This window comes from Arthrobacter sp. Z1-15 (genome assembly GCF_054792395.1).
The window spans coordinates 3,754,060-3,776,369 of record NZ_CP096454.1 but is presented as its reverse complement, the minus strand read 5'-3'; the positions used below and the strand labels follow the sequence as shown (position 1 = coordinate 3,776,369).

Annotated in this window: 22 protein-coding genes and 1 tRNA gene; 14 read left to right on the top strand and 9 right to left on the bottom strand. The window is 65.5% G+C overall.

Annotated features, from left to right (window positions below):
• The first annotated feature begins 9 nt into the window (after positions 1-9).
• The 5 genes from M1D40_RS17565 to M1D40_RS17545 all read left to right on the top strand — a co-directional run bounded on the left by M1D40_RS17565 (position 10) and on the right by M1D40_RS17545 (position 5,661).
• Positions 10-639, top strand: a complete 630-nt coding sequence (locus M1D40_RS17565) for a TetR/AcrR family transcriptional regulator (protein WP_461169677.1) — start codon at positions 10-12, stop codon at positions 637-639.
• A 133-nt stretch (positions 640-772) separates the two neighbouring features.
• Entirely contained in the window at positions 773-1,507 is a 735-nt protein-coding gene (locus M1D40_RS17560) for a glucose 1-dehydrogenase (protein WP_461169676.1), read from the top strand.
• 100 nt (positions 1,508-1,607) lie between these two features.
• On the top strand, positions 1,608-2,240 hold the full coding sequence (locus M1D40_RS17555) for a TetR/AcrR family transcriptional regulator (RefSeq protein ID WP_461169675.1): 633 nt from the start codon (positions 1,608-1,610) through the stop codon (positions 2,238-2,240).
• A gap of 354 nt (positions 2,241-2,594) precedes the next feature.
• Positions 2,595-3,761, top strand: a complete 1,167-nt coding sequence (locus M1D40_RS17550) for a glutamate--cysteine ligase (RefSeq protein ID WP_461169674.1) — start codon at positions 2,595-2,597, stop codon at positions 3,759-3,761.
• A gap of 115 nt (positions 3,762-3,876) precedes the next feature.
• Complete coding sequence (locus tag M1D40_RS17545) at positions 3,877-5,661, top strand: N-acetylglutaminylglutamine amidotransferase (RefSeq protein WP_461169673.1); 1,785 nt, start codon at positions 3,877-3,879, stop codon at positions 5,659-5,661.
• Positions 5,662-5,676: 15 nt separating this feature from the next.
• On the opposite strand, the gene M1D40_RS17540 is transcribed toward M1D40_RS17545, so the two are convergent.
• From M1D40_RS17540 to M1D40_RS17530, 3 genes are all read right to left on the bottom strand, one after another.
• The gene (locus M1D40_RS17540) at positions 5,677-6,474 is read right to left on the bottom strand and encodes a hemerythrin domain-containing protein (protein ID WP_461169672.1); all 798 of its coding nucleotides are present in this window, start codon (positions 6,472-6,474) and stop codon (positions 5,677-5,679) included.
• A gap of 83 nt (positions 6,475-6,557) precedes the next feature.
• The gene (locus M1D40_RS17535) at positions 6,558-6,965 is read right to left on the bottom strand and encodes a DUF3021 domain-containing protein (RefSeq protein ID WP_461169671.1); all 408 of its coding nucleotides are present in this window, start codon (positions 6,963-6,965) and stop codon (positions 6,558-6,560) included.
• Positions 6,966-7,062: 97 nt separating this feature from the next.
• A tRNA-Met gene (locus M1D40_RS17530) sits at positions 7,063-7,136 on the bottom strand.
• Positions 7,137-7,231: 95 nt separating this feature from the next.
• Here M1D40_RS17530 and M1D40_RS17525 point away from each other — a divergent pair.
• A complete protein-coding gene (locus tag M1D40_RS17525; RefSeq protein ID WP_461169670.1) occupies positions 7,232-8,116 on the top strand; it encodes an alanyl-tRNA editing protein in 885 nt (294 codons plus the stop codon).
• Positions 8,117-8,151: 35 nt separating this feature from the next.
• On the opposite strand, the gene M1D40_RS17520 is transcribed toward M1D40_RS17525, so the two are convergent.
• From M1D40_RS17520 to M1D40_RS17510, 3 genes are all read right to left on the bottom strand, one after another.
• The gene (locus tag M1D40_RS17520) at positions 8,152-10,554 is read right to left on the bottom strand and encodes an ATP-binding cassette domain-containing protein (protein WP_461169669.1); all 2,403 of its coding nucleotides are present in this window, start codon (positions 10,552-10,554) and stop codon (positions 8,152-8,154) included.
• A 181-nt stretch (positions 10,555-10,735) separates the two neighbouring features.
• The gene (locus M1D40_RS17515; RefSeq protein ID WP_461169668.1) at positions 10,736-11,092 is read right to left on the bottom strand and encodes a VOC family protein; all 357 of its coding nucleotides are present in this window, start codon (positions 11,090-11,092) and stop codon (positions 10,736-10,738) included.
• Positions 11,093-11,116: 24 nt separating this feature from the next.
• Positions 11,117-11,383, bottom strand: coding sequence for a VOC family protein (locus tag M1D40_RS17510; RefSeq protein WP_461169667.1), 267 nt, complete (start codon positions 11,381-11,383; stop codon positions 11,117-11,119).
• 205 nt (positions 11,384-11,588) lie between these two features.
• Here M1D40_RS17510 and M1D40_RS17505 point away from each other — a divergent pair, with 205 nt between their 5' ends.
• The gene (locus M1D40_RS17505; protein ID WP_445818897.1) at positions 11,589-12,074 is read left to right on the top strand and encodes a nucleoside deaminase; all 486 of its coding nucleotides are present in this window, start codon (positions 11,589-11,591) and stop codon (positions 12,072-12,074) included.
• 11 nt (positions 12,075-12,085) lie between these two features.
• Here the strand turns inward: M1D40_RS17505 and M1D40_RS17500 are convergent, their stop codons facing one another.
• On the bottom strand, positions 12,086-12,619 hold the full coding sequence (locus M1D40_RS17500; protein WP_461169666.1) for a GNAT family N-acetyltransferase: 534 nt from the start codon (positions 12,617-12,619) through the stop codon (positions 12,086-12,088).
• Positions 12,620-12,755: 136 nt separating this feature from the next.
• Between M1D40_RS17500 and rlmN the strand changes: the two genes are divergently transcribed.
• A complete protein-coding gene (gene rlmN / locus M1D40_RS17495) occupies positions 12,756-14,009 on the top strand; it encodes a dual-specificity RNA methyltransferase RlmN (protein ID WP_341394428.1) in 1,254 nt (417 codons plus the stop codon).
• Positions 14,010-14,051: 42 nt separating this feature from the next.
• Positions 14,052-14,879: a class I SAM-dependent methyltransferase gene (locus M1D40_RS17490; RefSeq protein ID WP_461169665.1), complete on the top strand. Its 828-nt coding sequence runs from the start codon at positions 14,052-14,054 to the stop codon at positions 14,877-14,879.
• Positions 14,880-14,993: 114 nt separating this feature from the next.
• On the opposite strand, the gene purB is transcribed toward M1D40_RS17490, so the two are convergent.
• Positions 14,994-16,415 (bottom strand): adenylosuccinate lyase, encoded by a 1,422-nt coding sequence (gene purB / locus M1D40_RS17485; RefSeq protein ID WP_461169664.1) that lies wholly within the window; start codon positions 16,413-16,415, stop codon positions 14,994-14,996.
• Between the two features lie 181 nt (positions 16,416-16,596).
• On the opposite strand from purB, the gene M1D40_RS17480 reads away from it, so the two are divergent.
• Positions 16,597-16,875, top strand: a complete 279-nt coding sequence (locus M1D40_RS17480) for a hypothetical protein (protein ID WP_341394425.1) — start codon at positions 16,597-16,599, stop codon at positions 16,873-16,875.
• Complete coding sequence (locus tag M1D40_RS17475) at positions 16,872-18,365, top strand: hypothetical protein (RefSeq protein ID WP_461169663.1); 1,494 nt, start codon at positions 16,872-16,874, stop codon at positions 18,363-18,365. The genes M1D40_RS17480 and M1D40_RS17475 overlap by 4 nt, the downstream gene beginning before the upstream one ends.
• On the opposite strand, the gene M1D40_RS17470 is transcribed toward M1D40_RS17475, so the two are convergent.
• Entirely contained in the window at positions 18,313-18,711 is a 399-nt protein-coding gene (locus M1D40_RS17470) for a phage holin family protein (RefSeq protein WP_341394423.1), read from the bottom strand. The two genes, M1D40_RS17475 and M1D40_RS17470, sit on opposite strands and share 53 nt — an antisense overlap.
• Positions 18,712-18,827: 116 nt before the next feature.
• Here M1D40_RS17470 and M1D40_RS17465 point away from each other — a divergent pair, with 116 nt between their 5' ends.
• From M1D40_RS17465 to M1D40_RS17455, 3 genes are all read left to right on the top strand, one after another.
• On the top strand, positions 18,828-19,967 hold the full coding sequence (locus tag M1D40_RS17465; RefSeq protein ID WP_461169662.1) for a histidinol-phosphate transaminase: 1,140 nt from the start codon (positions 18,828-18,830) through the stop codon (positions 19,965-19,967).
• Between the two features lie 143 nt (positions 19,968-20,110).
• Positions 20,111-21,331, top strand: a complete 1,221-nt coding sequence (gene pdhA / locus M1D40_RS17460; RefSeq protein ID WP_461169661.1) for a pyruvate dehydrogenase (acetyl-transferring) E1 component subunit alpha — start codon at positions 20,111-20,113, stop codon at positions 21,329-21,331.
• On the top strand, positions 21,328-22,302 hold the full coding sequence (locus M1D40_RS17455; protein ID WP_341394420.1) for an alpha-ketoacid dehydrogenase subunit beta: 975 nt from the start codon (positions 21,328-21,330) through the stop codon (positions 22,300-22,302). Before pdhA ends, M1D40_RS17455 begins: the two co-directional genes overlap by 4 nt.
• Positions 22,303-22,310 lie beyond the last annotated feature (8 nt).

The following is a 22,310-nucleotide window of genomic DNA, read 5'->3' as shown; positions in this document are numbered from 1 at the left end:
ATGGAACCCATGCCAGCACCGGAAACGCCGTTCCGAACGGACCGTCCCGCGGACGGGGAACCGCGGACTGTACGCACACGGGAAGCCTTGGAATCCGGGCTTTGGGAACTGCTGCGCGACCATGAGTTGTCGGACATCAGTGTTGCTGCGCTCTGCCGCAGGGCGGGAGTGCACCGCACTACGTTTTACGGCCACCACCGCAGCATCTTCGATTTCGCGGCTTCCTTCTACGCGGGGGCTGTGGACAAGCTGGGTGCGGTTGACGTCGATCTTGACGGGGACGGGCTCAGCCGAGAAGAGGTGGGCATCCTTTACGTCGACGCTGTCCGCCACATTCTGCGGCACATCCGGTCCGAACAGCGGGTCTACCGGGCCTTGTTTTCCACCGGCTCCTTTCCGGGAGTGCTCGCGGACGGGCTCAGGTGCCGGTTCCGCCTGGCTCTGGACGTGTGGGACGCGCACGGGCTGGTGCCCGGCCTTGACCTGGATACCGTGGCGGCCTTTTTGGGCGGCGCCTACGCTTCCTGGTTCGAGCAGTGGGCTGCCGGCGAGGATGACGACGTCGAAGCGCAGCTGGCGTCGCTGCCGCATCTCCTTCCGCCGTGGTGGCCGCGTGACGGCTTTCCCGGTGCCGCATGACCGCCCCGCCCGGGCGAGGGCCGTGAAATCCAGCAACTGTCTCTCCCGTCACATTTATGGCTTTCGGGGCATCGATACTTCTTCTACAGGTGTTGAATAAGTCAGGATCATACTTATCTGAAGGAGAAGCGGTATGGAACGCGTAAGCGGCAAAGTGGCACTAATCAGCGGCGGCGCACGGGGCATGGGCGCCTCGCATGCCCGGCTGCTGGTGGCCGAAGGTGCCAAGGTCGTCATCGGCGACATTCTCGATGAAGACGGCAGGAAGACCGCCGAGGAGCTCGGCGACAACGCCCGCTACGTACACCTGGACGTCACCAGGGCCGAGGACTGGAACGCCGCTGTGCAGACCGCAGTCACCGAGTTCGGCGGGCTGGACGTGCTGGTCAACAATGCCGGCATCGCCAACTTCGGGCACATTGAGGACTACACGTTCGAGCAGTGGAACAGCATTGTGAACATCAACCTCAACGGCGTGTTCCTGGGCATCAAGGCCGCCATCCCGGCGCTGAAGGAATCCAAGGGCGGTTCGATCATCAACATTTCCTCCACCGCCGGCCTGCAGGGATTTGTGGAGCTGCCGGGCTACACCGCCACCAAGTACGCCGTCCGCGGGCTGACCAAGTCCGTTGCCCTGGATCTGGGCAAGTACGGCATCCGCGTCAACTCGGTCCACCCCGGCGTCATCAAGACTCCGATGACCGAAGGCATGGAAAACCCCATGAACCACGTCGCCCTGCACCGCATGGGCGAGGCGCAGGAAGTCTCCCGGACCGTCCTCTTCCTGGCCAGTGACGATTCCAGCTTCTCCACCGGCGCCGAATTCATTGTTGACGGAGGCGAAACAGCCGGCCTGGCCAACCACTAGGGCCAGCTACATCTGTAAGTTTGCGGCGTCCCCCGGCGCCGCAGCACGGAAGGGCTTCGCTTCGGCGGGGCCCTTCCGTGTATCTGAGAAGATGAGTTCCATGCCTGGAACGGACAAAACTACGCCCCTGCGGCGCTCACCCCCTGATGAGCCGCGGACGGCCCGTACCCGGGAAGCTCTGGAGGCCGGACTCTGGGAACTGCTGCGGGAGCACGACTTGGCGGAGATCAGCGTGGCAGCACTGTGCAGGCAGGCTGAGGTGCACCGCACCACCTTCTACGGTCATTACCGCAACATCTTTGACTTTGCCGCATCGGTGTACGCCGGCGTCGTGGACCGGCTGGGCACTGTGGAGCTGGACCAGCGCGGAACGGGCCGGACCGTCGCGGAGATCGGAGACCTGTACGTCGAGTCCATCCGGCAGATCCTGCAGCACACCAAGGCCGAGGAACGTGTCTACCGGACGCTTTTTGCCACCGAGGCCTTCCTGGGGATCCTGGCCGACCAGCTGAAGGTGCGGATCCTGTTGGCGCTGCACGTTTGGCACGCTCACGGTGTGCCGCCGGTGCCCCTGGACTTTGACGCCACAGCCGCCTTCCTCGGCGGCGGCTACGCTTCCTGGTTCGGGGAGTGGGTGGCGAGCGCTGACGACGACGTCGAGGCGCGTTTGGGCTCGCTGCGCCACCTGCTGCCGGTCTGGTGGCCCAGAGACGGCTTCCCGCCCGCACCGTAACCGGCTCGCCGACCCCGTTGAAGGGTGTTCTGAGCTGAGACCGGTGCGAGCAGCGCGGCCACTTTAGACTCAAGCTCCTGCAGCGAAGGGTGCCACATTCTTGACGAAGAGCCAGAGCGAGTCACCGCCGGGCAACCCACTCGCGCCAGGTGCTGGGTCTGTTCTTACACAGACCCCTTTCGGGCGCAGGTAACGTTTGCCTAGGGTAATAAGCAGGCTTAGTATTACAGGACGGCACCTCGGTTAAGCAGCAGCCAGTGTCAGTTTCATCTAGGAGCTACTGATGATCACTCCTATTCACCAATCGGCCTGCACCGGAGAATGTCTTTTGCCCGCGGACCGCGAGGCCTTGCTATGAGGACTTTCGGAGTTGAGGAGGAGTTCCTCCTGGTAGATCCAGCGGACGGTACGCCGCTTCCCCTCGGTCAGGCGGTGTTCGACCTGGGAGTCGATGACCGCATAACCCGCGAGATCAAGCAGGAGCAGATCGAGACCGGTACCCGACCGCACGACAACGCCCGCGACCTCGCCTTGGATGTGGCGCACTGCAGGGCGATGACCGACAATGCGGCCATGCGCGCGGGAGCGAGGGCAGCGGCACTTGCCACGTCGCCCCGGCCCGCCCTGCCAGCTTGCACAAGAGGTACCCGTTACGAGGAGATGGACCTCCGGTTCGCGATCACCTCGAAGGAACAGCTGACCTGTGGCTGCCACGTCCATGTCAGCGTTGAAGACGATGACGAAGGAGTGGCAGTTCTCGACAGGATCCGTGTGTGGCTGCCCGTGCTGATCGCCCTCTCCAGCAACTCCCCTTTCTGGAACGGGACTGACACCGGTTACTCCAGTTACAGGTGGCAGGCGTGGAGCCGGTGGCCCATGGCAGGGCCGTCGGAGGTCTTCGGCACTGCCGAGAACTACCATGCGCTCGTCGAGAGCCTTCTTGATTGTGCGGTTCCTCTCGACCTCGGCCAGATATATTTTGACGCGCGGTTGAGCCATAACCATCCGACAGTGGAGATTCGAGTCGGCGACGTCTGCCTTTACTCGGATGACGCCGTTCTCTTGGCGCTTCTGACGCGCGGACTGGTGGAGACGGCCGCACGTGAGTGGCGCCGGGGCATTCCGCCGCGGCCGATGCCGGCGGCAAAGCTGCGCCTGGCATACTGGCGTGCCAGCAGGTTCGGCATGGATGACAATCTCCTTCATCCGGTCACTGATGTTCCTCAGGATGCCTCGACTGTCGCCTTGGCATTGCTCCGGTACGTCCGCCCTGCCCTCGCCGACATGGGTGACGCGGAGATCACCGAATCCCTCCTGCGTCAGGTCATTGCCCGTGGAACGGGATGCCACAGGCAACGGGCCTCACTGCAGTGCGGGGACCTCAGTGACGTGGTCAGCGATGCCGTGCGCATCACGAACCTGGCCAGGGGCAGCATCGCGGAGTTCCCTGAGGCAGCGCCGAGGGATGTCCGCCCGCAGCCGTTGGCCCGCATCGCCCATAACTACAGTGATTGGTCCTGACTCGCCCGGAAGCCCAGTGCCCGGGCAGGCCGGCAGCCAGGCTGACAGACCGGGTACGGCAGCACGGCAAACACTCGGTGCGCACCCGCGCACCCGGCGAAAGGAAGTGCAGCGGATGTGTGGAATTGCCGGAGAGATAGCCTTCCACGGGTATGAGGCTGACCGGGGTCCGGTAGCGCGGATGACCGAGGTTATGGAGCCGAGGGGGCCCGACGGCGGAGGGGGCTGGACCAATGGCTGGACTGCCCTTGGCCACCGCCGCCTGACGGTTATTGATCTCTCGGACGCCGGGGCTCAGCCCATGCATGATCCGCAACGTGGTCTCACCATCGTCTTCAACGGGTGCATCTACAACTACCCCGAGCTGCGTGCGGAACTGGGTGCGGACTATGCCTTTTCCTCCACCAGTGACACCGAGGTGATCCTGAAGGCCTACGCACGCTGGGGCGAGGACTTCGTGGACCACCTGGTCGGAATGTTCGCCGTCGCCATCGTCGATGAGCAGCACGGCCGCGTCGTCCTGGCCAGAGACCGGCTCGGCATCAAGCCGTTGTATCTGGCTGAACTTCCAGGCCGCCTGCGGTTCGCTTCCACCCTCCCTGCCCTTGTGGCCGGCGGTGGAATCGACACCGCCGTAGACGAAGTTGCTCTCCATCATTATCTGAGCTGGCATTCGATCGTGCCCGCTCCCCGCACCATCCTGCGGGGAATCCGCAAGTTGCCCCCGGCAACCGTGAGCGTGATCGCCCCTGACGGCAGCAGGCGTGACCGGGTGTACTGGAAGCCCGACTATATCCGTACGCCGGCCACCGCGGGGTGGGCGGCCGAGGACTGGCAGGATGCGATTCACGCAGCGTTGAGGACCGCGGTCCGGCGCCGGCTCGTGTCCGATGTTCCGGTAGGGGTCCTGCTGTCGGGCGGAGTCGACTCCAGCCTGATCGTGGCTCTGCTCGCCGAACTCGGGCAGCAGCCTGTGAGCACGTTTAGCATCGGCTTCGACAGTGCAGGCGGGGAAGAGGGGGACGAATTCCGGTATTCAAATCTTGTGGCTGCCGCCTACGGAACCGATCACCGCCGCATCCGGATCGACAGCAACGAGATCGTGCCGGCGGTGGGCGACACCATCGGCGCCATGACGGAGCCGATGGGCACGCAGGACGTTACGGGCTTCTATCTGTTGTCGAAAGCGGTGTCTGAGCATGTCAAAACAGTGCAGTCGGGGCAGGGTGCCGACGAGGTTTTCGCCGGGTATGCCTATCACCTGCCAGCCGGCTCTGCCGCCCGGGCCAGCGCCCTCGAGACTTTCCAAGGGGCGTTTCTCGACCGCACGCATGACCAGATGTCCGACATCGTCGAGCCGGAATGGCTCTGCGATTCGGATGTCAGCCGTTCCCTGCTCGAAGCACATATGGCTGCGCCGGGAGCCGAAACGGCGCTTGACGCCGTGCTGAGGCTCGACACACACCTGCTGCTGGTTGATGATCCCGTGAAACGGGTGGACAGCATGACAATGGCATGGGGGCTGGAAGCCCGCGTCCCGTTCCTCGATCAGGACGTCGTCGAACTGGCCGCACAGTGCCCTCCGGAGCTGAAGGCAACTCAGGGTGGAAAGGGCATCCTCAAGGATATTGCCCGGAAGGTGCTGCCGCCCTCCATTATTGACCGCCCGAAGGGGTACTTTCCGGTGCCGCCGCTGAAATATCTTGCCGAGCCCCTGCTGTCGGCCGTCGGCGATGCACTCCACGCGCCCGAAGCCAAGCAGCGCGGGCTCTTTCGTCCGGACTATGTGGAGAGTCTGCTCGCAGCACCCAACACGAATTTCAGCCCCGGCGGAAACAACCTGCTGTGGCAACTCGGAGTCCTGGAAATGTGGCTACAGCACCATGCCATCCCGGCCTAAGGAGGCACGGGTAACTCAGCAGCGCCGTCGGCGGGCCAAAGCGATGGAGACCGCGACAACGACCAGTACCCCCGCGCCAAGCAGGCCCCACGGCATGCGCGGTTTTGAAAGAACGCGCGTCGACGGGTCCTCACCCCGGCGCATCGCGGGGTGGTGCTCGACGGCGTGAGCGGCCCGCGTCAAAGCAACGGTGGCGGTGTGCAGTGCGCCCTCCGCCGGGCCGCCACCGCGCATCCGGATCACGTCGAGGCGGTCCCGGGTTCGGTCGAGAATTGACAGCGGCAGGGCGGCGATCACGTTGCCCGGCGGACGCCGGGCAACGACGGGATGTGCCCTCGTCGGAGCGATCCGGCTCACCAGCTCCCACGCGAGCCCGAGGAGCCTGAGCCGGATCACAGATACCCGCTCCTGGAGACGCGGGAAGAGCTCATCCTCCTCGTCCCTGACGTCTTCCCGGAGCACCTCGTCCAACCTCTCGAGCGCGGCTTGGCGCTCCTGCGAGTCGAGTTCGAGCCGCTCGAGGGCGGTGACGAGCTCATTCACCTCCTGATGCTCCTGCTCCACTTGGAGGGTCAGCTCCTCACCGTCGGGCAGCACGCGGCGCATCACCGGCCAGAGCACCGACTCCTCGGCGAACGCATGGGGGAAGACGAGGCGGTAGAGGTCGATGAGCACGGGCAGCTGCTCCTCGTGCGAGGACGTACGCAAGCGGTGCAGCAGGCCGTCCAACTGCACATGGTCGCTCTTCTGACGGGAGAGGACGCTGAGGCGTCCACCCAGCTCGGCGACGCTCTGATCGGCAACAGATTTCATGTTTCCTCCTCGCACTGTTCAGATGACCATCCTCAGGGGTGGGCGGGAGTGAAATCCACCCCTGCGCGGGAGTATCGCCGCATTCAAGGCGCTGAGGCCGGGGCCTTGGCAGTGTTCGCCGCAGCCCGGCGCTCCAGCTGGCGGATGATCAGGAACAGGGCGCTCCACAGGACCGCTCCGACGGTGAGGAACATGCCGACTACCTTCAGTGCGTCTGCGGGCCCGCCCACCGGAAACCAGCCGCTGAGGAACAGCGCCGGCAGCACCGTCACGGCCATCAGGGCGAAGTGGACTGCGGACTGCCGCCACAGCGGCCAGCGCTCCAACTGGTAGATGGTGCTCGCTCCGGCCACGGCTCCGATGATCACACCCGCGGCTATGGTGCTGCGGCCGTCGTCGGGATCGCCCTGGGCATACAGCGCACTGCCGATGGCCGTCATCACAAGGACCGGTATGCCGGCAAGCAGGAGGGCGCGGCGTTTGAGACTCATGGCCACAGGCTACACGGAGCCGGCCGAGCGCGGGGATGATCGATGCGCGAACACAAAAAATCCCGATCCGGTGACCCGGATCGGGATTTCATTTGAGTTGCGGGGGCAAGATTTGAACTTGCGACCTCTGGGTTATGAGCCCAGCGAGCTACCGAACTGCTCCACCCCGCGTCGTACTTAGAACTGTACCCCCATGTGGGCCCGGATGAAGAATCCAGTGACGGCCGTCACGATGCCAGGTCGGAATCAGTGGGTAGGGTGGGCTTGTGAGCCTTCCTACCGAAGATACAACAGTTACCTATCCCTCCGGAGCCGTGGAATCCACCGGTGAGGTCCTGCACGTTCAGGACCTTCCCGACGGTACCCGGGCGGTCCTGCTGGACACCACGGCGGTCCATCCCGTGGATGCCGCCTGGCCGGACCAGGGCGCCGACCGCGCCGTGCTGCAAACAGCCGCGGGCAGTGCGTACGACGTGCAGGACGCCGTCGTGGCCGCCACCGACGGAACGTCTCTGTTCCTGGGAGCCGATATCCCGGTGAAGAAGGGTACGGAGGGATGGATTTTCGCGGTTGCGCATGTGCTGCCGGCCGGAGCGGCAGTGCAGGAAGGGGACCCGGTGCGGATCGAAGTGGATCCGGCGTACCGGGCCGCGCTTTCCGCCGGGCACACCGCGTGCCACCTCGCTTCCCTTGCACTGAACCGGCAGCTGGCCGGAGCCTGGAAAAAAGATGTCCTGCCGGATGCGGCCGGCAATCCGAACTTCGACGCGCTGGCGATCGAGACCTCCACGATTACGGAGCACGGTTCCGTTGACGTCTACCGGCTCGGCAAGTCGCTGCGCCGCAAGGGTTTCCGGCCGGAGGTGCTGCTGGAAGACCTCCCGGCGGTGGAGGCGGGTATCAATGCGCTCCTGGCCGACTGGACGGCAACGGGGGCGGAAGTCCGTATCGAGTGCGACGGCGGCCGGCTGACGGATCTCCGGCGGTGGAGCGTGGACCTGCCGGAGGGCACGGTGAGCATTCCCTGCGGCGGCACCCACGCGGCGTCGCTGCAGGAGACCGGCGGCATCCAGGTCACCCTCACGGCTGCAGAGGGCGACGGCGCGACCACCCTGACGATGGACACCATCTGCGTCTCCCCGGCCGGGTAGGGCGGAGCCGCAGCCAACCGGTGCCCAGACGCTTCTCAGCGGCCCACGTAGGCCGCGAGGTGTTTCCCGGTCAGCGTGGTGCGGCCGGCGGTCAGATCGGCGGGAGTGCCCTCGAAGACGATGCGGCCGCCGTCGCGCCCGGCGCCCGGGCCCAGATCGATAATCCAGTCCGCGTGCGCCATTACCGCCTGATGATGCTCAATGACAATCACGGACTTGCCGGAGTCCACCAGCCGGTCCAGCAGGCCAAGCAGCTGCGCCACATCTGCCAGGTGCAGGCCGGTGGTTGGCTCGTCCAGGACGTAGACGCCGCCTTTCTCCGCCATTTGCGTGGCCAGCTTCAAACGCTGCCGCTCGCCGCCGGAGAGTGTGGTGAGCGGCTGGCCCAAATGCAGGTAGCCGAGCCCGACGTCAGCCAGCCGCCCCAGGATCTTTTGCGCCGCCGGCACGGAGGAGCCGCCGTCGCCGTTGCCGTCCCCGCCGCCGAAAAACGACTCGGCCTCCGCCACCGACATGCCCAGCACGTCGGCAATATTCCTGCCCGCCAGTTTGTACTCCAGCACCGCCGCCTGGAACCGCTTGCCTCCGCATTCCTCGCACGTCGATTCCACGGTGGCCATGACGCCCAGGTCAGTGAAGATCACCCCGGCTCCGTTGCAGGCCGGGCAGGCGCCTTCGGAATTCGAACTGAAAAGCGCCGGTTTCACGCCGTTGGCTTTGGCGAAGGCCTTCCTGATTGGCTCCAGCAGCCCGGTGTACGTTGCCGGATTGCTGCGCCGGGAACCCTTGATTCCGCTCTGGTCGATGACCACCACGCCGTCCCGCCGGGCCACGGAACCGTGGATCAGGGAACTCTTTCCGGAGCCGGCCACCCCCGTGAGTACGCAGAAAACGCCCAGGGGAATGTCGACGTCGACGCCGCGCAGGTTGTTGGCGGATGCGCCGCGCACCTCGAGTGCGCCGGAGGGCGTCCGCACCATGTCCTTGAGCTGCGCCCGGTCATCGAGGTGCGTCCCGGTGATGGTGCCGCTGGTCCGCAGGGCCTGAACCGTGCCCTCGAAGCAGACGGCACCGCCGGCATCACCGGCGCCGGGCCCGAGATCGATGACGTGATCGGCAATGGCGATGGTCTCGGGCTTGTGCTCGACGACGAGAACGGTGTTGCCCTTGTCGCGCAGCTGCAGGAGCAGTCCGTTCATCCGCTCGATGTCGTGCGGGTGCAGGCCGATGGTGGGCTCATCAAAAACGTAGGTGACGTCGGTCAGTGAAGACCCGAGGTGGCGGATCATCTTGGTCCGCTGGGACTCGCCGCCGGAAAGGGTGCCGGAGGGCCGGTCGAGGCTGAGATAGCCGAGCCCGATGGCGGCAAACGAGTCCAGCAGGTGCTGAAGTCCGGCCAGCAGCGGTGCCACGGAGGGTTCGTTGAGTCCGCGGACCCATTCCGCCAGATCGGTGATCTGCAGGGAACAGGCATCGGCAATGCTCACGCCGTTGATCTTCGAGGAGCGTGCCTCCGGGCTGAGCCTGGTGCCCGCGCACTCGGGGCAGGTGGTGAAGGTGATGGCGCGGTCCACGAAGGTGCGGATGTGCGGCTGCATAGCCTCCGGATCCTTGGACAGCATCGATTTCTGGATCTTGGGAATCAGGCCCTCATAGGTGATGTTGATGCCGTCAACCTTGATCTTGGTGGGTTCCTTGTAGAGCAGATCGTGCAGCTCCCGCTTGGTGAACTTCGCGATTGGCTTGTCCGGATCCAGGAAACCCGTACCGGTGTAGATCCGTCCGTACCAGCCGTCCATGCTGTAGCCGGGGATCGTCAGGGCGCCCTCGCGCAGCGTTTTGCCGTCGTCGTACAGCGCGGACAAGTCGAAGTCGGTGACGGAGCCCATGCCCTCGCAGCGCGGACACATGCCGCCGAGCCGGTTGAAAGTTGCCTTTTCGGCTTTGGTCCTGCCGCCGCGCTCCACCGTGATGGCGCCGCTGGCCTTCACGGAGGGCACGTTGAAGGAATAGGCGTTGGGGGAGCCGATGGATGGTTTCCCGAGCCGGCTGAAGAGGATGCGCAGCATGGCGTTGGCATCGGTGGCGGTTCCCACAGTGGAGCGGGGGTTGGCGCCCATCCGTTCCTGATCGACGATGATTGCCGTGGTCAGTCCCTCCAGCCGGTCCACGTCGGGGCGGGCGAGGTTGGGCATGAAGCCCTGGACAAAGGCACTGTAGGTCTCGTTGATCAGCCGCTGCGACTCCGCTGCAATGGTTCCGAAAACCAGCGAGCTCTTGCCGGAGCCGGAGACACCCGTAAAAGCCGTGAGCCGGCGCTTGGGGATCTCCACGCTGATGTCCCTGAGGTTGTTCGCGCGGGCACCCTGGACCCGGATAGCATCCTGCCGGTCCGCCGCGTGCGGCGCTGCTGCCGGAGTTTCGGTTGTTGGTGCCATGCCTTTTGCGTCTCCATCCCCTTGTTCCGCCGGCGCGGCGGTACGTCTGATTCTCCGTCTGCGCCGCAGCCGGCACAATGCCCGTCCGCCGAGGGCTCCCGCCGTTGTCGCCGGGGAGCCCCGCGCGTACCCTGAGCCTGACCCTGACCCTGACCCTGACCCTGACCCTGGCCCGCTGCTTTCAGGGTCCGTCCTCCATGCACAGGAACACCCAGCGGTGGCCGTCCGGGTCAGCAGCCGTTCCGGAATAGATTCCGTTGCTTCGCCTGCGGGCCCGCGAGGTAACGGTACCGCCGCCCGGGACGCACGCGGACAGGATGTCATCCACATCCGTGCGGGTGGGAAAGGCCAGCGCCAGACGGGCGTTGGATCCCGGGAGCTCCCGGACCAGCATCAGCACAATGGCGGCCGAGACGTTCATGGCCGAACGCTCCGAGGTGCTGAGCTTTTGATTGAGGGAGAAGCCCAGCTCAAGGTAGAACCCCGTGGACCGGTCCAGGTCCGCCACCGGGAGTCGCGGATAAATTACCGGAAACAAGTGCGGCCTCCCGTTCCGTGCCGATTAATCCGGGATGGATGGATCCGTCCAGAAGAACTCCCAGATGTGGCCGTCGGGGTCCGCTGCAGAACCTGAGTACATGCTCGGCATCTGTTCTGTCGCCGGCTGGTACAGGGCGCAGCCGCCTTTGGTGCAGTTGGCGAGGAACGTGTCCACCTCTTCGCGGCTTTCGCAGCTGAGGGCGTTGAGCACCTCCTTGCCGGCTGATCCAAGATGGGGAGTGTCGCCCTCGGGGAGGAACCTCTGGAAGAAGTCCCGGGGCAGCAACATGAGAACAATGCTGTCAGAGATCACCACTGCCGTGCAGTCACTGTTGCTGAATTGCTGGTTTTGCTACCTCCGCCCGGGCCCTCGTGGAGGTTGAACCGCTCCGTCCCCTGATGGATTCCGAGCTGCCGCTTGAGAGAGGCCGCCCGGTCTCGGCGGCAGAGGATCGGTGCTAGTCTCGTGACGCTGAATTCGACGTTTCAAGGAGATGCAGATGTCCACCACCGATGCCGAGTTCCTGACCCGGGCCATCGCCCTCGCCTCAGCCAATGTGGCGAACGGCGGCGGCCCCTTCGGCGCGGTCATCGTCACGGCGGACGGCCGCGCGTTTGACGGCGTTAACCGGGTGACCGCAGCAAACGACCCCACTGCTCATGCCGAGGTCAGCGCCATCCGCGGCGCCTGTGCGGCACTGGGCACTTTTGACCTCAGCGGAGCGGTTCTCTACACCAGCTGCGAACCGTGCCCGATGTGTCTCGCGGCGTCGCTCTGGGCACGCGTGACACGCGTGGTGTACGCCGCCAACCGCTACGACGCGGCCGGTGCCGGGTTTGATGACGCAGCCTTCTACGAGTACTTCGAGGGCTCCGCCGGCCGCGGCATCCTTCCCGTGGAACAGCTAAGCCTTGATGGAAACCAGGCCATGGCACCGTTCGACGCCTGGAATGCGGAGGAAGACCGGATCGACTACTGATACCGCACGGACTACTGATACCGGCGGACGGAAGCGCCCGGCGGCGGACGGAGCGGTGTCCGGGTCTCCGCGCTGATGCGCTTGGCGAAGCATACGGAGCCTTCCCGTCCGGCGTACGGGCCGAAGTTCGGCACGACCGTGTAGCCTCCGTGTTCATAAAACCGGCGTCCGTCCGGCTGCGCCGACCCGGCTTCAGCAGTAACGACGTCGTACCCCGCTGCCCGGGCCCGGTATTCAAGGGCGGTGAGGACAGCCGTCGCCACGCCGGACCCGCGGGCGTAGGGCAGTACGTAGATGCGCTTGATTTCCGCCGTGTTGTCATCAAGGTGCCGCAGTCCGCCGCAGCCAAGCGGCTGTCCGGAACTCTTTTCGTAGGCGACCAGAAATACTGCGGCATCATCAGCGGTGGGAGGCGACGGGTCGTGATCGATGCTGCCGAACCGGGCATCAAGTTCAGACTGCTGGGCTTCCCGCAGGTCCGCTCCCACCGGGTTGCTCCAGGGGACTTCCCGGATGGTGAGGTTTGGCGGCTGGTCGGCAAGCATGTGGGACCTCCTGTGCGGGTACCCGGTGCGGGCTTTGCCCTTAACCTAGGCGCCGGCGGTTTCAACCGTGTTTCACTGCCGTGGCCAGTTTGCTAACAGAAAGCAGAGGAAGCGGATGCGTGCAAAAATAGAAGGGATGACTTCCCTCGATACTTCCTCCGCAACCCCGTCCAAGCCGGTCGGCACCTCCAAGGCGCAGCTGCAGGCGCGGAAGGCGCAGGTCCGCCCTGCCCCGGAGGGTTGGGAACAGGCCAAGGAGCCGGACGGCCGCCCGCTGCTGCAGTTCAAATCCCCGCGGGTGTCCCAGCCGCCGGTGCATCTGGCGGACCTGACCCTGCCGGAGCGCCAGGCGAAGCTCAAGGAGCTGGGCCTGCCGGCGTTCCGCGCCAAGCAGCTTTCGGTGCACTACTTCCAGCACTACACCACGGATCCCGAGACGATGAGCGACCTGCCCAAGGAGCGCCGCGATGATTTGGTCCGTGAAATGTTCCCGACGCTGCTCACTGAGGTCAAGCGCCTGACCACGGACAACGGCGACACCATCAAGTTCCTGTGGCGCCTCTTCGACGGCTCACTCGTGGAGTCAGTGCTGATGCGTTACCCCGGCCGCATCACCCTGTGCGTGTCCAGCCAGTGCGGCTGCGGCATGAACTGCCCGTTCTGCGCCACCGGCCAGGCGGGCCTGACCCGGAACATGTCCACCGCCGAAATCCTGGACCAGATTGTCCAGGCCAACCGCGTCATCAAGGAGGGCGGCCTCGGCGGCAAGCGCCGCGACGGCGGGCACGACGCCGAGCGCGTCACCAACATCGTCTTCATGGGCATGGGTGAGCCGCTGGCCAACTACAAGCGCGTCATGAACGCCGTGCACCGGATGGCAGCCGACGTGCCCGAAGGATTGGGCATGAGCGCGCGCAACATCACCGTTTCCACCGTGGGCCTGGTGCCGGCCATCAACAAGCTCGCCGAGGAGAATATCCCGGTGACCTTCGCGCTGAGCCTGCACGCCCCGGACGATGAGCTGCGCGACGAACTGATCCCGGTCAACAGCCGCTGGAAGGTGGACGAGGCCCTCGACGCCGCGTACAACTACTACCGCGTCACCGGCCGCCGCGTCTCCATCGAGTACGCCCTGATCAAGGACATGAACGACCACCCGTGGCGCGCCGATCTGCTGGCGAAGAAGCTCAACGCCCGCGGCCGCGGCTGGGTGCATGTGAACCCGATTCCGCTGAATCCGACGCCCGGTTCCATCTGGACGTCGCCGGAACCGCATGTGACCCGCGACTTCATCAACCACCTCATTGACGCCGGCATCCCCACCACGCTGCGTGATACCCGCGGCAAGGAAATCGACGGCGCCTGCGGGCAGCTGGCCGCCGCGGACTAGGGCCACACAGCCGAGGGCAAGTTCGCGGCTACAATCGGTCGCATGTCGAACCAGGCCCACTTCGAGGCGAACCGGTTGAACTGGGATGCGCGCACCCCCGGACACACCCAGTCATACGGTGCCGTTGACTTCGCCGAGAGCCCCGGCCGGATTTCCGACGTCGTCGAGGCTGACGCCGCTTCTCTCGCACCCTTCCTCCCGGGAGGGTCCGCGCGCGGCCTGCGGCTCATCCACCTCCAATGCCACATCGGCACGGACACCATCAGCTGGGCGAGGCTGGGGGCGGATGTCACCGGCGTCGATCTCTCACCGAAGTCGCTTGAAACGGCCCGCGATTTGGCGCGGCGGGCCAAGTTGGACCTCCGGTTCATCGAATCGAACGTCTACGAAGCAGCGCGTGTCGCAGAGGGGCCGTATCACGTCGTTTACACGAGCATCGGAGTGCTCGCGTGGCTCCCGCGGCTGGACACCTGGGCAAGGACGATCGCCGACCTGCTCGCGCCCGGCGGCCTGTTCTTTATCCGAGAGGGCCACCCGGTGGTCACTGCCCTGGCCGAGCGAAATGATAATCTCCTGGTCCTTGACGAGCCGTATTTTGCGGCGGGACCCGTTCGGTATGAGGATGAGCTCTCCTACACGGGCAGCGCGATAGCCGCACACCGGGAGAATTACCAGTGGCAGCACTCGATGAGCGAGATCATCCAATCGCTGCTGGACGCCGGACTGGAGCTGCTTGCCTTCGACGAACAGCGCGTGCTGCCGTGGCAGGCGCTCCACTTCATGATCAAGGTCCCCGGCGGCTGGGCGCTGCCTGACCGGGCTGAGCGGCTGCCGCTGACCTTTAGCCTCGTGGCCCGGCGGCGGGCCTGACTGCGCCTGACCCGGGACATAGCCGGAAACGACGGCGGGAGGCCGGGCTTGCGCAGCCCGGCCTCCCGCCGTCGTCATACCGGCTCGTACCCTATGGGCTGCCTTTGTACCGGACTATTTGGTGACGTGATCCACCAGGGCGTCGGCGATCCCGGTGTACCTGGCCGGTGTCAGGGCCAGCAGGCGTGCTTCGGCCTCGGCGGGGAGGCCCAGCCCGGAGACAAACTCGCGCATCCGCTCGGCGTCCACGCGCTGCCCGCGGGTCAGGTCCTTCAAGCGTTCGTACGGATTTTCCATGCCGGGGGCGCCGGCAATGGCCTCGGCGCGCATGACCATCTGGATGGCTTCGCCGAGCACCTCCCAGTTGGTGTCCAGATCGGCTGCCAGCACGTCGTCGGCCACGTCCAGGCGCTCGAGGCCCTTGGCCACGTTGGAAATCGCCAGCACCGAGTGGCCGAAGGCTACGCCGATGTTGCGCTGCGAGGAGGAGTCGGTGAGGTCACGCTGCCAGCGTGAGGTCACCAGCGTGGAAGCGAGGGTGTCCAGCAGGCCGTTGGAAATCTCGAGGTTGGCTTCGGCGTTTTCGAAGCGGATCGGGTTGACCTTGTGCGGCATGGTGGAGGAACCCGTGGCGCCGGCCACCGGTATCTGCTTGAAGTAGCCGATGGAGATGTAGCTCCACACGTCGGTGCAGAAGTTGTGCAGGATCCGGTTGAAGCGGGCCATGTCGGCGTACAGCTCGGCCTGCCAGTCGTGGGATTCAATCTGCGTGGTCAGCGGGTTCCAGTCCAGGCCGAGGCCCTCGACGAAGCTGCGGGAAACCTGCTGCCAGTCCACCCCGGGCACCGATGCGTAGTGGGCCGCATAGGTGCCGGTCGCGCCGTTGATCTTGCCCAGGTATTCGGTCTTTTCAATGCGGCGCAGCTGCCGGGACAGCCGGTGGGCGGTGACGGCCAGTTCCTTGCCCAGCGTGGTGGGGGTAGCCGGCTGGCCGTGCGTGCGGGAGAGCATCGGGACGGCACGGGTTTCCTCGGCCATGACGGTGATCCGGTCCACCAGGTCGTGGGCGGCAGGCAGCCACACATTTTCCACGGCGCCCTTGACGCCGAGGGCGTAGGAGAGGTTGTTGACGTCTTCGGAGGTGCAGCCGAAGTGCACCAGCGAGGTCAGGTTTTCGATGCCGATCGCTGCCAACCGGCGGCCAATGTAATACTCCACGGCCTTGACGTCGTGGACGGTGACCTGCTCGATTTCAGCCAGCTCCGACACTGAATTGCCGTCGAAGCCGGAGACAATCTCGCGCAGCTGTGCCTGCTGCCCGGCGCTGAGCGGCGACGTGCCCGGCAGTACGGAGTTGGAGGTGAGATGGATCAGCCATTCCACCTCGACGTGGGTGCGGTCGCGGTTCAAGGCGGCTTCGGACAGGTAGTCCACCAGCGGGGCCGTGACGCCGCGGTAGCGGCCGTCCAGCGGGCCCAGCGCAATGGCGGGAGTGACGGAGGCAAGGGGGACGCGGGGAGCAGCGGATTCAGCCATGCGGCAATTCTTTCACGCTCCGGCGGCCCGCCCCGCTCTGTGACTTCTCCTCCACACAGGGGGGGCGCAGGGCCGATGCTGCCTTTTTATCCCCAACCGGGCCGGAGGCCCGGCGGGAAGCCGCCGTGGATGAAAGAACGGAACGTAGAGGCACGGTGGAAGCTGATGAGGAGGGGGACACGTGGGATCGGTAGGGGAGGATCCGCCCGGGACGGCGGAGGCCGCAGACGGGCTCGGCTACGTTGAGGGAGTTCTCGGGGACCTCGAGTCACTGCAGCGGGAGCTCCGGGGGCTGCTGCAGATGAACTGGCGCTCGGAGGCAGCCGACGAGTTCGCGGAATACCTGTCGGGGTGCATTCGGCGCGTGGAGCAGACAGCGGGGGATTACCAAGGCGCAGCCGAAGTGCTCAAGCGGTATGCGACCGAACTGCAGCTCCTGGACACGGGGGACTGGTCATGAGCGCCGCAGTGGCGATCCGCGCGTCAGGGAGCCGGGACCCCGGCCTGCGCATCAAAGGCGGCTCCCGGGGCCTGACGGTGGAGTACCGAGAACTTCAGGCGGCGGGTGGGCAACTGGAGCTTATCGCCGAGCGTCTTGAAGGGGTACGGGATCACGGGGTGGCTATCTGCTACAAGCTTTACGGGCTGAACGGCGGCTCCGCGCTGCCTGCAGCCGCCGCCGGTGCGGCCGATGCAGTCAATGACGCTGTGCTGAGCCTGCGGCGGAACATTGAGGACTTGGAGGACGCGGCCGCCTCGCTACGAAGGGCCGTTGAGAACTACCTCGAGGTTGAGGGTCGGTTGGAACGAAGACTGAAGGCCCTGCCGGGAGTAGCCCCGGCGCTCGGATTCACGCTTTGGCATCTCGGCGGCTGGGGGTATCCGAGGGGGGCAGTGCCCGAGCTGCTGGCTCCCAGTCCCGGCAGCATTCTCGGCGGGGTTATTACCGTGTCCGGGCTCGTTGTGTCAGCGGGTCTGTCGTCTCTTACCGTCAGCCGAGTTCCCGGCACCCACGGAAAGATTGCTGCTCCCACGACTGCCCACAGGTTGCTGCAGCGTTCACGCATCCTGCTGGAGACGGAAAGCACCTCGCACGTCGTTGAGGTCCTGAGCATCAGGAAGGACGGAAGGGACGTCCGGGTGGTGACTCTTCCCGGAACGCAGGGAGACCCAAGTGTGGAGGCGGGGGAGAACCCCTTTGACGCATACGGCAATGCGGAAGCCCGGGCGCGGGACAGCCGCTACGTTGCCGACGCGGTTGCCGAGGCCCTGCGCCAGGCCGGAACTTCGGCTGAGGACGCCGTCATTTTGGTGGGCTACAGCCAGGGCGGGATCCACGCAGTCAACACCGGCGCGCGGTTGGCGGAGGACGGGGATTTCAACGTCGAGATGATTTTGACTGCGGGAGCGCCGGCCGGGGACCGGGACGTCCCGGCAGGTGTCAAAGTGCTGCACCTGGAACATGGCATGGACATGGTGCCCGGCTGGGACGGCGACTCGAACCCGGACACCCCTGACCGGATCACCGTAACCGGGACGGCACCGGTTCCGGCTGGGGGCGGACCGCTGGGGCCGGCCCATGAACTCGATGTCTACTTGGACTTGGCCGCGCAGGCGGATGCCAGCAGCGACCCGTCGCTGACTGAAATGCTGGCGCACCTGACCGAGGTCATTGGATCGGGGAGGGTTGCCACCCGGAACCTCTTTAGCTTCTCGCGGAAACCGGAATCCAAGGCGCCGGCCAAGGCGCCAACGGGCCCCATCTCGCCCGGCACCGTGCTGCCGCTGCCCCTCCCGGGGCAGCTGCCGCCGGTACTGGTGAACCCTGTTGCGCCACTGCCGATGGACCCTGTTGTGCCGATGCCGGTTCCCCCCCGTTGTGCCCCCGGGGCGGTGGTTACCGCCGGGTACCGGTCAGTGAGCCGGCCACCAGGGACACCAGGGAGATGATGATCGACGCGAGGATGCCGGTCCAGAAGAAGGAGTCCACCACCAGTTCCACCGGCGTGTAGCTGCTCAGCCAGGAGGTGAGCATGAGCATTCCCGCGTTGATGACGATCGTAAAGAGGCCCAGAGTCAGGATGGTCAGCGGCAGCGACAGCAGCTTCACCACTGGACGTATCAGTGCGTTGACCAGGCCGAAGATCAGCCCGATGAACAGGTAGGCGAGCACCAGGTCGGCAGTGGGGTTGCCGGTGACGGCGCCGCCGGTTTCGATGACTGCAATGCCGGGCAGCAGCAGGCCCGCGACCCAGACAGCCAGGGCATTGATAAGGATCCGAATCAGAAAGCGCATGCCTCCATGCTGGCACATGCCCCGGCCGGCACCACGTCGCCGACCGCCGTGTCACATGATGGCCGCTATCGGTGTTCCACGGCACGCCGGCCGCCGCGCGGTTTAGGGTTAAGTACATGACGACCACCGAGAATGACACCAACGCAGCCGGATTGCCAGCGCCGGAAATCCGGCCCCGCAGCGTCGTGGGCAGGCTTCCCCGCTATACGGCCGGAAAACCGCCTGCCGTCATTGAGGGGCTGCAGAGCTACAAGCTGTCATCGAACGAGAATCACTTTCCCCCGCTGCCCGCGGTCCTCGAAGCGATCAGCAGCGGGCAGGAAATCAACCGCTACCCCGATCCGCTGTCCACGGCGCTGCGCACGGAGCTGTCCTCCTTCCTGGACGTTCCGGCCGAGGACATTGTCACCGGGGGCGGAAGCCTGGGGGTGCTGAACCAGTTGCTGGCCACCTTCGCCGGCCAGGACGAAAGCGGCGTCCAGGACCAGGTCATTTACCCGTGGCGGTCCTTCGAGGCCTATCCGATCAGCGTCGGACTGTCCGGCGCCGAGAGCATTCAGGTGCCGCTGCGCGAAGACGGCACGCATGATCTTGACGCCATGGCGGCCGCCGTCACGGAACGCACACGCGTTATCCTGCTGTGCACGCCCAACAACCCCACCGGCCCCGCACTCACCGCCGCACAGGTCGAAACTTTCCTGGCGAGCGTGCCATCGGACGTGATCGTGGTGATCGACGAGGCTTACGAGGACTTTGTCCGGGATCCGGAGGCCGTGAACGGCATCGACATGTACCGCCGTCACCCCAACGTGGTGGTGCTGCGCACCTTCTCGAAGGGTGCGGGCCTGGCCGGCCTGCGGGTCGGATACTCCGTCTCGCATCCAGCCGTCACCCAGCACCTGCGGGTGGCCGCCGTGCCGTTTGCCGTCTCGCAGCTTGCGGAAACGGCTGCGGTGGTGTCGCTGCGGCATCACGGTGAACTTGTGGAAAGAATACAAGGACTGGTGCAGGAACGCTCCCGTGTGGTCGAGGGGCTCAGGGAGCTTGGCTGGCAGATACCGGAGGCCCAGGGGAACTTCGTCTGGCTGGCTCTGGGGGAGAATACCCCCGAGTTTGCGGTCCTGGCCGAGCAGCAGGCCCTTGCCGTGCGTGCCTTCGGCACGGAGGGTGTGCGGGTCACCATCGGCGAGGAGGAAGCGAACACGCGGTTCCTCGCTCTATGTGCGACCTATACAAAGGGACCCGGCGTTTCCTAGCGTGTCCTAAGTGCGGTCCGGGGCCGGCCGCTGGTTAGGCTGAGGGAAGTAAGTTCCACATATATTCTTCCGGGGTGATCCATTCCCGTGTGGGAATATATCTAGCGCGGGTCGGTCAGGCGGCTGCCCGGCGAGGAGTAAGCATGGACCTCAAGCACTTGCCTGCCAGAACGGCGGACGTTGATGCCACACGCCTGCCCGGCGACGACGGCGCAGCCCGGGGCGGCACCGTTGACGGCGGTACCCGCCCCCGCCCGGAAAGCACCGGCATGGTGCAGCTGCTGACCCCCGACGGACAGCTGGTGGAAGACAGCACCTACGGCGCCTACGCCGCTGAACTGGGTGCCGAGGAACTGCGCGGGCTCTACCGGGACATGTTCACGATCCGCCGCTTCGACCAGGAAGCCACGGCACTGCAGCGGCAGGGCGAACTGGTGATGTGGGTTCCCATGTCGGGCCAGGAAGGCGCCCAGATTGGATCCGGACGCGCCCTGCAGCCTCAGGATTACGTCTTCCCGACCTACCGCGAGCACGGCGTCGCGCTGACCCGCGGGCTGAAACTGGCGCACCTCCTGCGGCGTTTCCGCGGCATTTCCCACGGCGGGTGGAACCCCGCCGAGGCCAACTTCCACCTCTACACTCTGGTCCTGGCCGCACAGGTGCCGCACGCCGTCGGGTATGCGATGGGAATGGCCCGTGACAGGGCCGCGGATCCGCAGCTTCCGGAGGCTGCCACCGTTGCTTATTTCGGCGACGGCGCCAGCTCGGAGGGGGACGTCCACGAGGCCATGGTGTTCGCCGCGTCCTACGACGCACCGGTGGTGTTCTTCTGCCAAAACAACCACTGGGCCATCTCAGTGCCCACTGAAGTACAGTCCCGGATTCCGCTCGCCAACCGTGCCAAGGGGTACGGCTTCCCCGGCATCCGGGTGGACGGCAATGACGTGGTGGCGGTCCATGCGGTGACCCGCTGGGCGTTGGAACACGCCCGCTCCGGCAAGGGGCCGGTGCTGATCGAAGCCTTCACATACCGGATGAGCGCCCACACCACCGCGGATGACCCCACCAAGTACCGGCTCACCGCCGACGAGGAGGCCTGGGTCTCACGGGATCCCCTGACCCGGCTGGAGAAGTACCTGCGCGCCGCCGGCCTTGCCGATGATGCGTTCTTTGAAGAACTGGCGAAGGACGGGCAGGTGATGGCCGACAAGCTCCGCGAGGACGTGCTGGCCATGCAGGCCCCGGGCTTCGAGGATGCCTTCACCGACGTGTATGCAGAGGCACATCCGCTGATCCAGGAGGAACTGGATTTCCACCGCCGGTACGAGGCCGGTTTTGCCGACTCCCAGGAGCCCACCGCATGAGCACCATGACCATGGCCAAAGCCATCAACGCCGGACTGCGGGCCGGACTCGAAAACAACCCCAAATCACTCCTCATGGGAGAGGACATCGGGGACTTGGGCGGCGTGTACCGCGTCACCGAAGGGCTGAAGGCAGATTTCGGGGCCAGCCGGGTCATGGACACCCCGCTGGCTGAATCGGGCATCATCGGCACCGCTATCGGCCTCGCGCTCCGGGGATACCGGCCGGTCTGCGAAATCCAGTTCGACGGGTTTGTCTTCCCCGGGTTCAACCAGATCACCACCCAGCTGGCCAAGATGCACTCGCGCAGCGAAGGGTCCCTCAGCTCTCCGGTGGTTATCCGTATCCCCTACGGCGGCGGCATCGGGTCCATCGAGCACCACTCCGAATCTCCGGAAGCACTGTTTGCCCACACTGCCGGACTGCGGATCCTGACGCCGTCCAATCCGCAGGACGCCTACTGGATGATCCAGCAGGCAATGACCTGCAAGGATCCCGTGATCGTGTTCGAACCCAAGCGCCGCTATTGGCTCAAGGGTGACGTGGATACGGAACAGCCCACGGGGGACCCCTTCTCTGCGCATGTGCTGCGGGAGGGCACCGACGCCACCATCGTCGCCTACGGCCCGCTGGTGCCGGTGGCCCTGGCTGCGGCAAAAGCCGCCGAGGATGACGGCCGCAGCATTGAAGTGGTGGACCTGCGCTCGATTTCCCCGATCGACTTTGACACCGTGACCGAGTCGGTCCGGAAGACGGGGCGCCTAATCGTCACCCACGAAGCCCCCACCTTCGGGGGGATCGGAGGCGAAATTGCCGCCCGGGTGACCGAGCGCGCCTTCCTGTCGCTGGAGGCTCCGGTCATCCGCGTCGGCGGTTTCCATATGCCGTACCCGGTGGCGAAGGTTGAAGAACACTATTTGCCGGACATCGACAAACTGATGGACGCGCTGGACCGCTCCTTCGCTTACTAGCCCCATCC

Bases quoted from the DNA above. Each gene is read 5' to 3' on its own strand.
- M1D40_RS17565 (WP_461169677.1), top strand. From the start codon at position 10: ATGCCAGCACCGGAAACGCCGTTCCGAACGGACCGTCCCGCGGACGGG.
- M1D40_RS17560 (WP_461169676.1), top strand. From the start codon at position 773: ATGGAACGCGTAAGCGGCAAAGTGGCACTAATCAGCGGCGGCGCACGG.
- M1D40_RS17555 (WP_461169675.1), top strand. From the start codon at position 1,608: ATGCCTGGAACGGACAAAACTACGCCCCTGCGGCGCTCACCCCCTGAT.
- M1D40_RS17550 (WP_461169674.1), top strand. From the start codon at position 2,595: ATGAGGACTTTCGGAGTTGAGGAGGAGTTCCTCCTGGTAGATCCAGCG.
- M1D40_RS17545 (WP_461169673.1), top strand. From the start codon at position 3,877: ATGTGTGGAATTGCCGGAGAGATAGCCTTCCACGGGTATGAGGCTGAC.
- M1D40_RS17540 (WP_461169672.1), bottom strand. From the start codon at position 6,474: ATGAAATCTGTTGCCGATCAGAGCGTCGCCGAGCTGGGTGGACGCCTC.
- M1D40_RS17535 (WP_461169671.1), bottom strand. From the start codon at position 6,965: ATGAGTCTCAAACGCCGCGCCCTCCTGCTTGCCGGCATACCGGTCCTT.
- M1D40_RS17520 (WP_461169669.1), bottom strand. From the start codon at position 10,554: ATGGCACCAACAACCGAAACTCCGGCAGCAGCGCCGCACGCGGCGGAC.
- M1D40_RS17510 (WP_461169667.1), bottom strand. From the start codon at position 11,383: ATGTTGCTGCCCCGGGACTTCTTCCAGAGGTTCCTCCCCGAGGGCGAC.
- M1D40_RS17505 (WP_445818897.1), top strand. From the start codon at position 11,589: ATGCAGATGTCCACCACCGATGCCGAGTTCCTGACCCGGGCCATCGCC.
- M1D40_RS17500 (WP_461169666.1), bottom strand. From the start codon at position 12,619: ATGCTTGCCGACCAGCCGCCAAACCTCACCATCCGGGAAGTCCCCTGG.
- rlmN (WP_341394428.1), top strand. From the start codon at position 12,756: ATGACTTCCCTCGATACTTCCTCCGCAACCCCGTCCAAGCCGGTCGGC.
- M1D40_RS17490 (WP_461169665.1), top strand. From the start codon at position 14,052: ATGTCGAACCAGGCCCACTTCGAGGCGAACCGGTTGAACTGGGATGCG.
- purB (WP_461169664.1), bottom strand. From the start codon at position 16,415: ATGGCTGAATCCGCTGCTCCCCGCGTCCCCCTTGCCTCCGTCACTCCC.
- M1D40_RS17475 (WP_461169663.1), top strand. From the start codon at position 16,872: ATGAGCGCCGCAGTGGCGATCCGCGCGTCAGGGAGCCGGGACCCCGGC.
- M1D40_RS17470 (WP_341394423.1), bottom strand. From the start codon at position 18,711: ATGCGCTTTCTGATTCGGATCCTTATCAATGCCCTGGCTGTCTGGGTC.
- M1D40_RS17465 (WP_461169662.1), top strand. From the start codon at position 18,828: ATGACGACCACCGAGAATGACACCAACGCAGCCGGATTGCCAGCGCCG.
- pdhA (WP_461169661.1), top strand. From the start codon at position 20,111: ATGGACCTCAAGCACTTGCCTGCCAGAACGGCGGACGTTGATGCCACA.
- M1D40_RS17455 (WP_341394420.1), top strand. From the start codon at position 21,328: ATGAGCACCATGACCATGGCCAAAGCCATCAACGCCGGACTGCGGGCC.